The sequence below is a fragment of the Jeotgalibacillus sp. JSM ZJ347 genome (genome assembly GCF_044383825.1).
GTDB lineage: Bacteria > Bacillota > Bacilli > Bacillales > Jeotgalibacillaceae > Jeotgalibacillus.
Genome location: NZ_JBISEN010000001.1, coordinates 243,260 through 257,403 on the forward strand (window position 1 = coordinate 243,260; position 14,144 = coordinate 257,403).

Sequence of the window (14,144 nt, forward strand, 5' to 3'; positions counted from 1 at the left end):
ATATGAAAGAAAGGGGGAGTTTAGCGTAATGGATATGATCGTAACTTTACTTCCGCTTATTCTGATGTTCGGTTTAATGTACCTTTTCTTAATCCGTCCTCAGCAGAAGCGTCAGAAAAAAGTAATGGAAATGCAAAACAGCTTAAGCAAAGGTGATAAAATCGTCACGATTGGCGGTTTACACGGTATCATTGATGCACTTGATGAAGGTCAGGTTGTAATCAAGTGTGGAGATGGAAGCCGCTTAACTTACGACCGCAATGCGGTACGTGAAGTGGTGGAAAAAGATTCAGCAATGTAATAAAAGATAAAAAAAGCTGCAGCTGCAGCTTTTTTATTTTGTTCAGGGACGCTTTTTATCTTCTGAACGACTGAATAAATTAACACCTGCAATTCCGCCAGCCATTCCAGAGGCAAGCAGCAGGCCATAATGAATCAGATGTGACCATTCAAATAAGGTTTCTTTAAAAAACAACCCGGCACCGACAACCAATAAAGCAGTAATCAGCCCGATATGGAATCCTTTTTGGCCTGCAAAAGCACTGCCGATCAGACTGCCTGTCAACACTGCAGCAGCGCCTGCGAGCCCGTGCCACTTTTCCATCGAACCCTCTGTTATCCCCGAAAAGTGTAATACGCCCGATATGGTAGCTGCATACAGTGTAATCATAATCATCACAACACCGATCGCAACACCGATCGCAACACCCAATCCCTCAGCAGTTTTTTTCCACGCCATCAGGTCTTCACGCTCCTTTATGATTATATAAATGAAAATCTGTTTTTCGTACACACTATCAAAGTAAAGGTGGTGCGGACGTTGATTGAGATGTACTCGCTGATTGGATTTAAAGCAGTTACACTTTATTTGCTGATACTGTTAATTTTCAGGGTGATGGGAAAACGTGAAATCGGGGAGCTTAGCCTGCTGGACCTCATCGTATTCATGATGATTGCAGAAATGGCAGCATTTGCGATTGAAGATCCTTATATGGATTTTTTTCAGGCGGCTTTTCCAATGTTGCTATTAATGACCCTGCAGATTCTTTTATCCTGGCTCTCACTGAAATCCAAAAAATTCCGTGATCTGATGGATGGCAGACCCTCTATATTGATTCATAACGGAGAGCTTGTAAAAAATGAAATGAGAAAGAACCGTTACAATATAGATGATCTTATGCAGCAGCTGAGAGAAAAAGAAGTATTTGATCTGCAGGAAGTTTCATTTGCTATTTTAGAACCATCCGGCACATTATCCGTCCTGAGGAAAGAACGCAGTGCCGGTCAGTTATCATTACCATTAGTCATGGACGGAAGAATTCAAAGCCGCCACCTGGATCTGATCGGGAAAGATGAAAGCTGGCTTAGAAAAGAACTTAAATTCCAAGGGTATGATCAGCTGAAAAATATCTTCTTTTGTACGTATGAAGATGGACAGTGGTTTATCAGTTCTTCCTAAAGCTCTTGAAAAATGCCCAGTCATCGCGCTGGATCAGTTGTACCCGGGAAGCCAGGAAACAGAAAATAATGATTGTGATCATTATTCTGACTGGTGCATCCATTGATAAAATACCCGTATGAATCAGCCAGCAGCATGCCGATACGAGAAGAATGGCGGCATATTGCCCAATCGGCAGAGAGATCCGGCACATTTTCCTGACCGTGTGAAAATGTAAAAAGGTAACTGCGGCTGTTCCGATCGCAAGGCCGATCGCTGCACCTGTGATGTCTTCAAAATAAATCATCAGACCAGCCATGGAGAGTAGTTTAATAACAGAACCGGTAATGCTGTTAATCATGGCTTTTCCGGCTGCTTCAAATGCCTGAAGTACAGCATGCAGGGGTCCCTGATAATAGTAAAAAATAAAAAGCAGTGACATGATCTTCAACAGGTTCAAGCCTTCTGCTGAGCCATATAAGAGTGTCAAAATGGTCTCGCCTTCAAGGAACAGAAGAAGACAGCAAAGTGTTCCGGTTACTGCGGAAAGTCTTAAAGCCTGTGTGATTCTGTACATGACGATCCGTTCCTGAGATAACGCCCTTGCCTCACTGATAGAGGGAACAAGGGCTATGCTGAGTGAAACGGTCATGAATGAAGGGAGCAGTAGTACGGGTAAGATAAAACCGGTTAATAATCCATACTCAGCAGTGACAGCTGTTGCGGCCATACCGGTAAATACAAGGCATTTCATGACAATAATCGGCTCCAGAAACCATGCAGCAGAACCCACAAATCTGCTGCCAGCACTCGGGAGGGCAATTTTTAATAGTTGATTAGCCGTTTCACCAAAAGACTTTTCAGATTTCCCGGTTAACTTCTGCTTTTTAAATTTGAACATCATCAATAAGAACAGAAGTGAACATAATTCCCCGACTACTGCAGCAAGCATTGCGCCTCCTGCAGCATAAGCCGCCCCTTTGGAACTTAAAAACCCGACAGCAGCAATCAGTAATAAAATACGGATTGACTGTTCGATTACTGATCCTGTTGCTGTGATGCCCATTTGCTGCCTGCCCATAAAATAGCCGCGGACAACAGCTGAAAAAGCCGCGATTGGAACGATTGGCAAGACAGCAATGAAAGGAATCAGCGTTCTATCATCATTTAACAGGACTGTGGAAATATAGGGAGCTGCAAAAAATAATAAGGGAGTCAGTAATAGTGCTAATGATCCGGTGAGCCAGAGAGAGACGGTTAAAATTTTTCTGATTTCCTGTTCGTTTTTATTTGCTGCTGCTTCTGATACATACTTTGAAATGGCAACGGGGAGTCCAAGCTGAGTGACTGTAATCGCGAGCATGAGTGCAGGGAATGTCATCATGTAAAGCCCGACACCCTCAGCGCCAGCCATATCAGCAAGGATGATTCTATGTACAAAACCCAAAACTTTTGTTACTAACGCAGCTGCCATAAGCAATAAAGTACCTTTAATTAGTTTTGACACTTTCTCCTCCATCTTCTCAAAAGAACATATTTTAGATACAATAAATCATATGCCATTCAGAAGACCGGCTATACCACAAATATAGAAAGGAGCGTACATATGAATCGACATACCAGCTATGAAGAAGCTTTTCCTGTCATTGGACCAGCATTAATCAGTAAAGCACAGGAACTCAGGCTGTACGGATATGATACTGCTACACCTGAAAGCATCTGGCGCTATTTAACACAAAAGAAGTGGAAAAGAGAAAGTGAAAGCTTCAGGCTGCATAGAGTGGTTCAGGAAATTCTTCAGGTCAAAGCGGGTGACTTTATGAATTTCATGACAAATGAAGAATATAAGCAGACAGCAGGAAGAAGCGGTTTAGAGGATGAGGAACTTCAATTATTGCTTCACGGTCAGCATAAAGATGAACATTAACTGACATTATCAGAGACCGCGTTGACACCTTCAGGGAAGTAATACATAATAAGTCTGTTGCTGAAATTTCAGACACATTACATACCTGTTACAAACGGGCAGTTCTTATATAGTTGCGGCTATATACACAGGGAGGATTTTTACATAATGATAAAGCGCAGCAGGATAGTCGCCTTCTTTTTATTAGTAATCTTAATCGGCGGCACGATTGGACTGACATCCAATACAATTTTAAATAACATCAAACTCGGCCTGGATCTCCAGGGAGGATTTGAAGTCCTTTATCAGGTAGAACCGGCTGAAGAAGGTCAGGAAATCACACAGGATGTTGTGTCTGACACCGCAGAAGCACTCGACCGCCGGGTAAACGTACTTGGAGTGAGTGAACCGGTTATTCAGGTTGAAGACGGTAACAGAATACGCGTTCAGCTTGCAGGTGTAGAAGATCAGAATCAGGCAAGAGAGATTTTGTCCACAGAAGCAAACCTGACATTCCGTGACGTAAATGACGAAGTTAAAATGACGGGTGCTGACCTTGTTGAAGGTGGTGCAACTCAGACATTTGATCCAAATAACAATCAGCCGATCGTTCAGGTTCAGCTGAAGGATGCTGATCAGTTTGGTCAGATTACTGAAGAGATTCTTGCAATGGCACCTCAAAACCAGCTGGTGATCTGGCTTGATTATGAAGAAGGGGACTCTTATCAGGAAGAACGGACAAAAGAGGATCCTAAATTTATTTCAGCTCCAAACGTAAGAGAAGTTCTGAATACTGATACAGTAACGATTTCAGGCAGCTTCACACTTGAAGAAGCGAATAATCTGGCTGATCTGCTAAATGCAGGATCTCTGCCAGTAGAGCTTGAAGAAGTGTACTCAACTTCAGTCGGTGCTTCTTTCGGACTGATGGCAATGGAACAAACGATTGTAGCGGGAATTGTTGGTGTTGCACTGATCTTCCTATTTATGATTGCATTCTACCGGTTCCCTGGATTCATTGGAGTCGTAACGCTGTCTGTTTACATCTATTTAATTCTGTTGATCTTCGATTGGCTGAACGGTGTGCTGACACTGCCGGGTATCGCAGCGTTAATTCTCGGAGTTGGTATGGCGATTGATGCCAACATCATCACCTATGAACGGATGAAAGAAGAACTGCGTATTGGCAGATCTGTTCGTGATGCATGGAAAAAAGGAAGCAGTTCTTCACTGCTGACAATTGTTGATGCGAATGTAACAACCATGTTAGCGGGTATTGTACTATTCACATTTGGTACAAGTTCAGTTAAAGGTTTTGCAACGATGCTATTAATCAGTATTGTGACAAGCTTTATCACAGCTGTCTTTGGTACACGTTTATTCATGAGTCTATGGATCAGAAGTAAGTTCCTTGATCAACGTAAAGGCTGGTTTGGCGTAAAGAAATCCGGAATCCTTGAGTATAACGAAGAGGAAGAGCCGGATTCGCTGGACCTTCCGACTAAATTTGACCGCTTTGACTTTGTTAAAGTCAGAAAGAAATTCTTTGTACTGTCAGCGATTTTGCTGTTAGCAGGTCTTGCAGTACTGCTGGTGTTCAGATTGAATCTTGGGATCGAATTTACAGAGGGTTCACGTATGGAGGTGCTCTCTGAGACACCAATGACAAATGAATCCTTTGCAGATGATATTGAAACAGCGGGTTATGAGGCTTCAAACGTTGTCATATCAGGTAATAATCAGGAAATTGGTGTTGCAAGATTCTCTGAAGAGCTCAGTCAGTCAGAAATTGCAGAGCTGAGATCATATTTCACTGAAGAGTATGGATCAGATCCTAATATTTCTACTGTCAGTCCTGTTATTGGCAAAGAGCTTGCAGAGAACGCATTAAAGGCTGTAGCTATCGCTTCACTAGGGATTATCCTATATGTAACGCTGCGTTTTGAATGGCAAATGGCAACCGCATCAATCGTAGCGCTTGTCCATGATGCATTTTTTATTATCGCCATTTTCAGTTTAACCAGACTTGAAGTGGATATTACATTCATCGCGGCTGTTCTGACGGTTATCGGTTACTCCATTAACGATACCATCGTTACATTTGACCGGATCAGGGAAAATATGCGTAAGATGAAGCGTATCGAGAAGAAAGAAGAGCTGGCACTGATTGTGAACAAATCGCTCAGACAAACGCTTGGACGTTCAGTTAACACTGTACTGACAGTTGTATTTGTAGTCGTAGCGCTGATTATTTTCGGTGCAACATCAATTCTGAACTTCTCAATCGCACTATTAATCGGTTTAATTGCAGGTACCTATTCATCAGTATTTATCGCAGCACAGCTATGGTATGTACTGAAGAAACGCCAGCTTAAAAAGAAAGGCGTACTGATCACTTATAAGGAGAAAAAAGAATGGACAGATGAGCCTGTCGTATAATGTGTGAGCCGAGACAAATGTAGATTTGTCTCGGCTTTTTTATATTTATACAAGGTGTGCATGATTGGGGACGGAGGTGAAAGTGCCACACTCGCTCTTCAGGAGTAAAATCCATTAAACCGGGGTAAAAACAACTAACATAGTAAAATAAATTGATATAATAAATAAAAGGAGGTCATTTTATGAAATTTCAATGGACATTGATTTTAGGAATTGTTTTTGCACTTATTGTAGCGATTTTTGCGGTCATTAATGTTGACCCTGTTACGGTTAACTTCGGCTTTTCAGAAGCTGAGCTGCCGCTGATTCTTGTGATATTGGGATCTGTGTTAATGGGCGGCATTATTATGGGGTCAGTAGGGTTGTTCAGACTGTTTATTGCACAGAGAAAAGTGAAGCAACTTGAAGCAGAAAATAAGCAGTTAAATGAAAGGCTGGTTGAAGCTGAAAAGGCACAGTCAGGAGAACTGCCAAGCAGGCAGGAATATCGTAAAACAGCACCGGATTCAGCTGGAGGATCTGCTGCTGAATAATGGTTTGTCATATTGCCACCTCTTCAGTTCATTGAATCATGACTTCTGCTCATGTATAATGAAACCATCTGAAGAGGTGAAATCATGTTAACGTCTAAAACTAGATGGAATGTTAGAGAAAGCAGCGCAGCCGAAACTGAGAAGCTTGCAGCCGCTCTTAACATTCCGCTTTTTATTGCAAAATTATTGGTACAAAGAGGTATAACCACCACGGAAGCAGCCGCTGATTTTTTACATACTGAAAAGAAAGAATTTCATGATCCGTATCTGTTTCCGGATATGAAAAAAGCAGTAGAACGAATTGAACAGGCTGTCAATCAGGGAGAAGCGATCTTAATTTATGGTGATTATGATGCTGATGGTGTGACAAGTACGTCTGTCATGCTGAGCACGTTAAAAAAGCTTGGTGCAGCGCCGGACTTTTATATTCCAAATCGCTTTACAGAAGGCTACGGTCCGAATGAAGGTGCATTCCGTTATGCAGCTGAGCAGGGGTATTCACTCGTAATTACAGTTGATAATGGCATTTCCGGTGTCCATGAAGCTAAAGTATTAAAAGAATTAGGTGTTGACCTGATCATTACTGATCATCATGAAGCGGGTCCGGAACTGCCGGAGGCTTATGCGATTATTCACCCTAACCTTGAAGGGGGCACTTATCCTTTCAGAGAGCTTGCAGGCGTTGGGGTTGCTTTTAAACTTGCCCACGCGCTTCTCGGGGAACCTCCGATTGAGCTGCTCGACCTTGCAGCAATCGGAACAATTGCCGATCTGGTACCTCTCACAGGTGAAAATCGTTTACTTGTGAAAAAAGGACTCAAACAATTGAGAGCTTCTGAACGTAAAGGACTTCATGCGTTACTGAATAAATCCAGCGCGAAGATTCATGAAGCGAATGAAGAAACAGTCGGTTTTGCGATTGGCCCCCGCCTGAATGCTGTTGGCAGGCTTTCTGATGCAGACCCTGCTGTTGAGCTTCTGATGACAGATGATGCGGCAACAGCTGAAGCGCTTGCAAGTGAAATTGATGCGATGAATAAAGAGCGTCAGTCGATCGTGGCTGAAATTGCAAAAGAAGCAATGGAAATAGCAGAGACAAACTATCAAAATGATCGCGTGCTGATCCTTTCTAAAGAAGGATGGAACCCTGGCGTTGTGGGGATTGTTGCCTCCAAGCTTGTGGAGAAATTCTACCGTCCTGTCATTATTCTTTGTGAAGATCCTGAAAAAGGGACGGCGAAAGGCTCTGCCCGCAGTATAGAGGGTTTCAATATGTTTCAGGAGCTGTCACAGAACCGTTCTATTTTGCCTCATTTTGGCGGTCATCCGATGGCAGCAGGTATGACGCTGGACATTCAGTATATTGATCAACTGCGTCAAAATTTGAATGAACAGGCTGAGAAGATGAGCGATGAAGAGTTTATTCCTGTATCAAATATTGATGTGGAAGCTTCAATCGCTGAAATTGACCTTGAATCGATCAGTCAGCTTCAGATGCTTTCGCCTTTCGGGATGAAAAATCCCAAGCCTAAAGTCCTGATCAAACAGACAGAGATTGCTTCGATCAGAAAAATCGGAGCGGGACAGAATCATCTCAAATTATCTGTAAAGCATAGTGATCAGACACTGGATGCAATTGCATTCGGAATGGGAGAAGTGGCTGATCAGATTTCACCTATTGCGAAGCTTGATCTGATAGGTGAACTATCAATTAATGAATGGAATAACATTAAAAAGCCACAGCTGTTTGTCAGTGATATCAGAGTAAGGGAGTGGCAGCTGTTTGATATTCGAGGGATCGCACAGGCTGCAAGATGGGCACCGACGATTCCTGAAGATTCAGTCGTAATCGCTTTTAAGCGGAATACCTATGACCGTTTTAACCCGATCCTTCCTCAACATGTAACGCTGATTGATTCAATAGATCATGCGGGGGATATAAATGCAGATCATCAGACAATTGTGTTTCTTGATCTGCCTGATGATGCGTTGCTGCTTGAAGCTGTGCTCAAGGAGAATAAACCCGCGAGAATTTATGCACATTTTTATCTTGAAGACCCGCAGTTTTTCAGCTCAATTCCAAAGCGTGAAGACTTTGCATGGTTCTTTGCTTTCCTGAAAAAAAGGAAAACCTTTCATCTGCACCAGCACGGCAAGGCACTTGCCTCACATAAAAATTGGTCAATTGACACAATTAATTTTATGTCGAAGGTGTTTTTTGAACTGGATTTTGTTACAATAAACGATGGATTCATTTCGCTTAATGAAGAAATCAATAAACGTGACTTATCAGAATCCCCTGCTTACCAGGCGAAAACACAGCTTGCTAAGTTAGAGCAGGAATTATTATATTCATCATTTCATGATTTGAAAAAATGGTTTGAAGAGCGCTGCGGATGGTCGCGGCAACCTGAGGAGGAAAAGGTATGGATTTAAAGCAATACGTGACAATAGTGGAAGATTGGCCGAAAGAAGGCGTGCGTTTCAAGGATATTACTACACTAATGGACAATGGAGATGCATATAGCTACGCAACTGATCAGATTGTTGAGTATGCAAAAGAAAAGCAGATTGACCTTGTAGTTGGTCCAGAAGCACGCGGATTCATTATCGGTTGTCCGGTTGCTTATGCACTTAAAGTGGGCTTTGCTCCTGTCAGAAAAGAAGGAAAGCTGCCTAGAGAGACAGTTAAAGTGGACTATGGTTTAGAATATGGTAAAGATGTCCTGACAATTCATAAAGATGCAATTAAGCCTGGTCAGCGTGTGCTGATCACAGATGACCTTTTAGCGACAGGCGGAACGATTGAAGCGACAATCAAGCTTGTAGAAGAACTGGGTGGTGTTGTAGCAGGGTGTGCATTCCTGATTGAACTATCTTACCTGGATGGCCGTGAAAAGCTGAACGGTTATGACATGCTCCGCTTAATGGAATATTAATGAACACATGTAAAGAGAGCCCTTTTTCAGGGGCTCTTTTTAGTATATCTCCGGTTTATTTCATGAATTATCAGTAATGGCTTTACATAAATTGATTTTTTATTAATAATAGAAACAATACTCAAAACTACTAAACATGATAAAGGTGATAAATTGTATGGCAAATGATCGGGTGCTTACCGTTGAAGAAGTGTTCGAGATTACCTCCAGTTATATGAATGAAAGTCAGGTAGCGTTCGTGAAGAAAGCATATCACCTGGCTGAAGAAGCACATAAAGAGCAGTTCCGAAAATCAGGTGAGCCATATATCATCCACCCTGTGCAGGTTGCAGGTATTCTTGCAGAACTTCAGATGGATCCATCTACAGTCGCAGCCGGTTTTCTTCATGACGTAATTGAAGATACGATTTTTACTTATGAAGATCTGACTGAGAAGTTCAATGAAGAAGTTGCCATGCTGGTGGACGGCGTTACGAAACTTGGTAAGATAAAATATAAATCTAAAGAAGCGCAGCAGGCTGAAAATCACCGGAAAATGTTCATTGCGATGGCCCAGGATATCAGGGTGATTTTAATTAAGCTTGCAGACCGCCTTCACAATATGCGTACACTGAAACATATGCCTGTAGAAAAACAGATTCGTATTTCAAACGAAACGCTTGAAATTTTTGCGCCGCTTGCACACAGGCTCGGAATTTCGACAATCAAATGGGAGCTTGAGGATACTTCACTCAGATATCTTAACCCTCAGCAGTATTACCGTATCGTGAACCTGATGAAGAAAAAGCGGAATGAACGTGAAGAGTACGTTGATGAAGTCATTACTGAAATTAAACAGCAGGTTAAAGATGTTGGCATTGATGTTGATATTGTCGGAAGACCGAAGCACATTTATTCTATTTATAAAAAAATGGCTGTTCAAAACAAACAGTTTAATGAAATCTATGATCTTCTTGCTGTGCGCGTCATCGTGGACAGTATCAAAGACTGCTATGCCGTACTTGGCATCATCCACACATGCTGGAAACCGATGCCCGGTAGATTCAAGGATTATATTGCGATGCCAAAGCCGAATATGTACCAGTCTCTGCATACGACTGTTATCGGACCTAAAGGCGATCCGCTTGAAGTACAGATCAGAACCGCTGATATGCACCGCATCGCAGAATACGGGGTTGCAGCTCACTGGGCTTATAAAGAAGGTGCTGTCATCAATGAAGACAGCAAACAGACCATTGAAAAGAAATTAACTTGGTTCAGGGAAATTCTTGAGTTTCAGCAGGACTCATCTGATGCTGAAGAATTTATGGATGCGCTGAAATTTGACCTGTTTTCAGATATGGTCTACGTTTTCACACCTAAAGGAGATGTGATGGAGCTGCCTGCAGGGTCAGTTCCAATTGACTTTGCCTACAGAGTGCATTCTGAAATAGGAAATAAAACGATAGGCGCTAAAATTAATGGCAAGATGGTACCACTCGACTCACCTCTAAAAACAGGTGACATTATTGAGATCATGACGTCTAAACATTCCTATGGACCGAGTCAGGACTGGCTGAAGCTGGCTCAGACTTCCCAGGCGAAAAATAAAATCAAAGCGTTTTTCAAAAAGCAGAGACGTGAAGAAAATGTTGAAAAAGGCCGGGAGTCAGTTGACCGTGAAATCCGTGCGCTTGATTTCGCACCTAAAGACGTTCTGACAGAAGAAAATATGAAGCGCATCTATGAAAAATACAATTTCGCGAGTGAAGAGGACCTGTATGCTGCAGTCGGTTACGGCGGGATTACCGGTGCTCAGATTGCCAATCGTCTGACGGACAGATTGAGAAAACTCCGTGACGAAGAAGATACGCTTGAAAAAGCGATGGCTGATATTAAACCACCGTCAGTTAAAAAGAAAAAAGATGCCGGCGTGACGGTTAAAGGAATAGATAACCTGCTTGTCAGACTGTCAAAATGCTGCAGTCCTGTACCGGGTGATGAGATTATCGGTTTTATTACACGCGGCCGTGGTGTATCAGTTCACAGAAGTGACTGTCCGAATATACAGGGAGATTCTGAAGCAAGGCTGATTCCGGTTGAGTGGGAAGGTACAACTGAAAACAGAAAAGAGTACAATGTTGATATAGAAATTTCAGGCTATGACAGAAGAGGGCTTCTGAACGAGGTGCTGCAGGCTGTCAATGAAACGAAAACGAATATTTCAGCTGTAAGCGGCAAAAGTGACCGAAATAAAATGGCGACGATCAATATGTCAATTATGATTCAGAATGTGACGCACCTGCAGAGAGTCGTAGACCGGATCAAGCAGATTCCGGATATTTACGCTGTTCAGAGAATCGTCAATTAGTATAGGAGGCAGTTCGTTGTGAGAGTTGTTGTTCAGCGAAGTAAAGAGGCGAAAGTGACAGTAGAAGGCAAGATTGAAGGAGAGATCCGTTCCGGGCTGGTTCTGCTTGTTGGAATCAGTCAGGAGGATACAGAATCCGATTGCCGTTATGCTGCAGATAAAATTGCAAACCTCCGCATTTTTGAAGATGAAGAAGGCAGAATGAACCATTCAGTGCTTGACCAGGGGGGAGAAATTCTGTCTATTTCACAATTTACTTTATACGGGGACACTAAAAAGGGAAGACGGCCGAATTTTATGAACGCCGCAAAACCTGTTCATGCAGAACCGCTCTATGAGAAATTTAATGAATTACTCAATGAAAAAGGACTAAAAGTCGAAACCGGCGTCTTTGGAGCAATGATGGACGTGTCACTTGTCAACGACGGACCGGTTACGTTGATTGTTGAAAGTTAAATAGAAACTAATAAATGTATAAAGTATCGACTTCAATAAAACTTTTTAAAATAACATAGTGAAACGGTTAAAAGGATGAGACAACATATGTCCCATCCTTTTTTATTCTGAAAAATATTCAGTTAAACCATTATAAATTCCTGTTGCAGCCATCTCCCTGAAGCGGTCATTGTTGATAGAAGCTTCTTCAGAAGGATTGCTGATAAAGCCGAGTTCAAGCAGAACTGAAGGTGCGGTGTTATCTCTTAATACAAGAAAATTCCCATGATGTATACCCCGGTTTTTAACGGTCATACTATCACTCAATCCGCTGTGAACGGAATCAGCAAGTGCTTCATCAGGACCTCCGTAATAATAGGTTGTAAAACCTTTCACGCTTCGGTCATTAATTGCATCATAATGAATAGAGATAAATGCATCTGCCCTGTGATCCCTAGAAACAGCTACTCTGCTGTATAAATCGACGTAACGATCATCTTCACGTGTCATGATGACATTTGCACCGGTACTCGAAAGCATATGATAAAGAACCTCAGCAGTCCGGATCGTCAGTGATTTTTCAAGCGTGCCGGCAGCTCCGACAGCTCCTCCGTCACGTCCACCATGACCGGCATCAATAATGATTGTTGCTTCAGAGATTGAAGTCACCGGCTCTGTTGGTTCATCTTCCGGTTCAATTTCCGGTTCAGCTGTTTCATTGTCAGTTGATACAATCCAGTTTGCTACATACCCGCTCTCGCCTCCTGGTAGTGTGATTTCATACCAATCGCCGCTTTCACCAACAATGGACAGTGATTCACCTGCACTCGCCTTATAGACGACAGCAGCATCAGTTGAGGGCTCCTGTCTAATATTGGACCCATTGTACAGAATCGTTATTTCACCACTTGCCTCTGCATCAGTGTTACCGCCCGAATGAATGCCCCGCTCGGTGAACCAGCTCGCAATCCATCCGCTCTGACCTTCAGAAAATTCGATCCGTAACCAATCTCCTGATTGCTCTTCAACAGTAAAAGAGTCAAATCGACTCACACTGCCAAGCACTTCAGCATTGCGATCCGGCTCAGCACGAACCTGCAGACTATTAACAGTGATATGTATATCGTCAGTAGCTGATTCCGCCGGCTGATTAATTGTTGAAGTGTTATATTCAACATAATCAGAACTGACCCATCCGTTAACAGCACCTGTGCTTATGTATAACCATCCATATTTTTCATCACTGATTGTTACCTGATCACCCGTATTGAGTGTGCCGATTACATTACCATCAGATGAAAAATCATCCCTGACGTTCAATCTGTCAACGAGAATCGTCCCGTTACTATTGGGATCTGTTGACTCAGTTGCTTCAGTATTCAGGTATTCTGAGACAACCCATCCTGTATACCCATCATAGATTACTTCTGACCAGTTGTCTGAAGTAGAAAGCACTTTAACACTTTGCCCCGACTGTATGACTGACAGAATCTCTGAACCTTGATCCGGTGCAGCTCTCAGTCTCAGGTTATCAGTCGTAAAAGCAGATTGACTTTCTGTAGCAGCATCAGGTGCATTTGCTGCGGCGAGCAGCCACTCTGCAATCCAGCCAGATCCCTCACTGAGCGCTACCTCAACCCAGCCATTCTCTCTTTGGAGTTCATTAAACTGATCTCCGGTATTACCTGAAGCAATTGCAGGATATGATAGACCAGGTCCTTCCCTGATCAGTATGTCATCATACACGGCTTCAACGGATTTTACCTCTGCATGTATTGCTGTCGCAGGTAATAATGTAAATAATAAAATGGTTGAACATAATACTGACAGCAGTTTCAATCACATCACCTCGCCATTCTCATATGTCTATCATATAGAAAAATAATTTAAGCGTCATTAGAATTTTGAAAATTTAAGACATGATTAACCTCTTGACAATAAAGCAGATGGTGATTATGATTGATTACATTATCAAAACATATGAACGAATCCCGATGATGGAGAACAGTAAGCAGGATTACGAATGGAAAGAGAGAGTCTGCCACCCGGCTGAAAGCAGACTTACATTGCGCCCTGTTGAATGAACACTCCGTAGGTTTTTTCC

The 14,144-nt window shown here is 42.5% G+C and carries 12 protein-coding genes and 1 other annotated feature (1 of these 13 cut by a window edge); of the genes, 9 read left to right on the top strand and 3 right to left on the bottom strand.

The genetic code is table 11. From position 1 onward, the window contains the following. The first annotated feature begins 28 nt into the window (after positions 1–28). Positions 29–301, top strand: a complete 273-nt coding sequence (gene yajC / locus ACH6CZ_RS01180; RefSeq protein ID WP_039810055.1) for a preprotein translocase subunit YajC — start codon at positions 29–31, stop codon at positions 299–301. 42 nt (positions 302–343) lie between these two features. On the opposite strand, the gene ACH6CZ_RS01185 is transcribed toward yajC, so the two are convergent. Then, the gene (locus tag ACH6CZ_RS01185) at positions 344–739 is read right to left on the bottom strand and encodes a TIGR04086 family membrane protein (RefSeq protein WP_374095611.1); all 396 of its coding nucleotides are present in this window, start codon (positions 737–739) and stop codon (positions 344–346) included. A gap of 84 nt (positions 740–823) precedes the next feature. On the opposite strand from ACH6CZ_RS01185, the gene ACH6CZ_RS01190 reads away from it, so the two are divergent. Next, the gene (locus tag ACH6CZ_RS01190; RefSeq protein WP_483868536.1) at positions 824–1,459 is read left to right on the top strand and encodes a DUF421 domain-containing protein; all 636 of its coding nucleotides are present in this window, start codon (positions 824–826) and stop codon (positions 1,457–1,459) included. On the opposite strand, the gene spoVB is transcribed toward ACH6CZ_RS01190, so the two are convergent. After that, positions 1,446–2,945: a stage V sporulation protein B gene (gene spoVB, locus ACH6CZ_RS01195; protein ID WP_374095612.1), complete on the bottom strand. Its 1,500-nt coding sequence runs from the start codon at positions 2,943–2,945 to the stop codon at positions 1,446–1,448. The two genes, ACH6CZ_RS01190 and spoVB, sit on opposite strands and share 14 nt — an antisense overlap. 99 nt (positions 2,946–3,044) lie before the next feature. Here spoVB and ACH6CZ_RS01200 point away from each other — a divergent pair, with 99 nt between their 5' ends. The 7 genes from ACH6CZ_RS01200 to dtd all read left to right on the top strand — a co-directional run bounded on the left by ACH6CZ_RS01200 (position 3,045) and on the right by dtd (position 12,061). Next, positions 3,045–3,365 (top strand): post-transcriptional regulator, encoded by a 321-nt coding sequence (locus ACH6CZ_RS01200; protein ID WP_374095613.1) that lies wholly within the window; start codon positions 3,045–3,047, stop codon positions 3,363–3,365. Positions 3,366–3,512: 147 nt separating this feature from the next. Next, entirely contained in the window at positions 3,513–5,783 is a 2,271-nt protein-coding gene (secDF, locus tag ACH6CZ_RS01205) for a protein translocase subunit SecDF (protein WP_374095614.1), read from the top strand. 182 nt (positions 5,784–5,965) lie between these two features. Continuing rightward, positions 5,966–6,316, top strand: a complete 351-nt coding sequence (locus ACH6CZ_RS01210) for a LapA family protein (protein ID WP_374095615.1) — start codon at positions 5,966–5,968, stop codon at positions 6,314–6,316. Between the two features lie 84 nt (positions 6,317–6,400). Beyond that, complete coding sequence (gene recJ, locus ACH6CZ_RS01215) at positions 6,401–8,752, top strand: single-stranded-DNA-specific exonuclease RecJ (protein WP_374095616.1); 2,352 nt, start codon at positions 6,401–6,403, stop codon at positions 8,750–8,752. Then, positions 8,743–9,255 carry an adenine phosphoribosyltransferase gene (locus ACH6CZ_RS01220; RefSeq protein ID WP_374095617.1) on the top strand — a complete coding sequence of 171 codons (513 nt, stop codon included), beginning with the start codon at positions 8,743–8,745 and terminating at the stop codon, positions 9,253–9,255. Before recJ ends, ACH6CZ_RS01220 begins: the two co-directional genes overlap by 10 nt. A gap of 157 nt (positions 9,256–9,412) precedes the next feature. Further along, the gene (locus ACH6CZ_RS01225; protein WP_374095618.1) at positions 9,413–11,605 is read left to right on the top strand and encodes a RelA/SpoT family protein; all 2,193 of its coding nucleotides are present in this window, start codon (positions 9,413–9,415) and stop codon (positions 11,603–11,605) included. A gap of 18 nt (positions 11,606–11,623) precedes the next feature. Continuing rightward, a complete protein-coding gene (gene dtd / locus ACH6CZ_RS01230) occupies positions 11,624–12,061 on the top strand; it encodes a D-aminoacyl-tRNA deacylase (RefSeq protein WP_374095619.1) in 438 nt (145 codons plus the stop codon). Between the two features lie 102 nt (positions 12,062–12,163). Here the strand turns inward: dtd and ACH6CZ_RS01235 are convergent, their stop codons facing one another. Beyond that, positions 12,164–13,879 (bottom strand): N-acetylmuramoyl-L-alanine amidase family protein, encoded by a 1,716-nt coding sequence (locus ACH6CZ_RS01235; RefSeq protein ID WP_374095620.1) that lies wholly within the window; start codon positions 13,877–13,879, stop codon positions 12,164–12,166. Positions 13,880–14,025: 146 nt separating this feature from the next. Then, positions 14,026–14,144: a binding site (T-box leader), on the top strand; it runs 100 nt beyond the window's last position.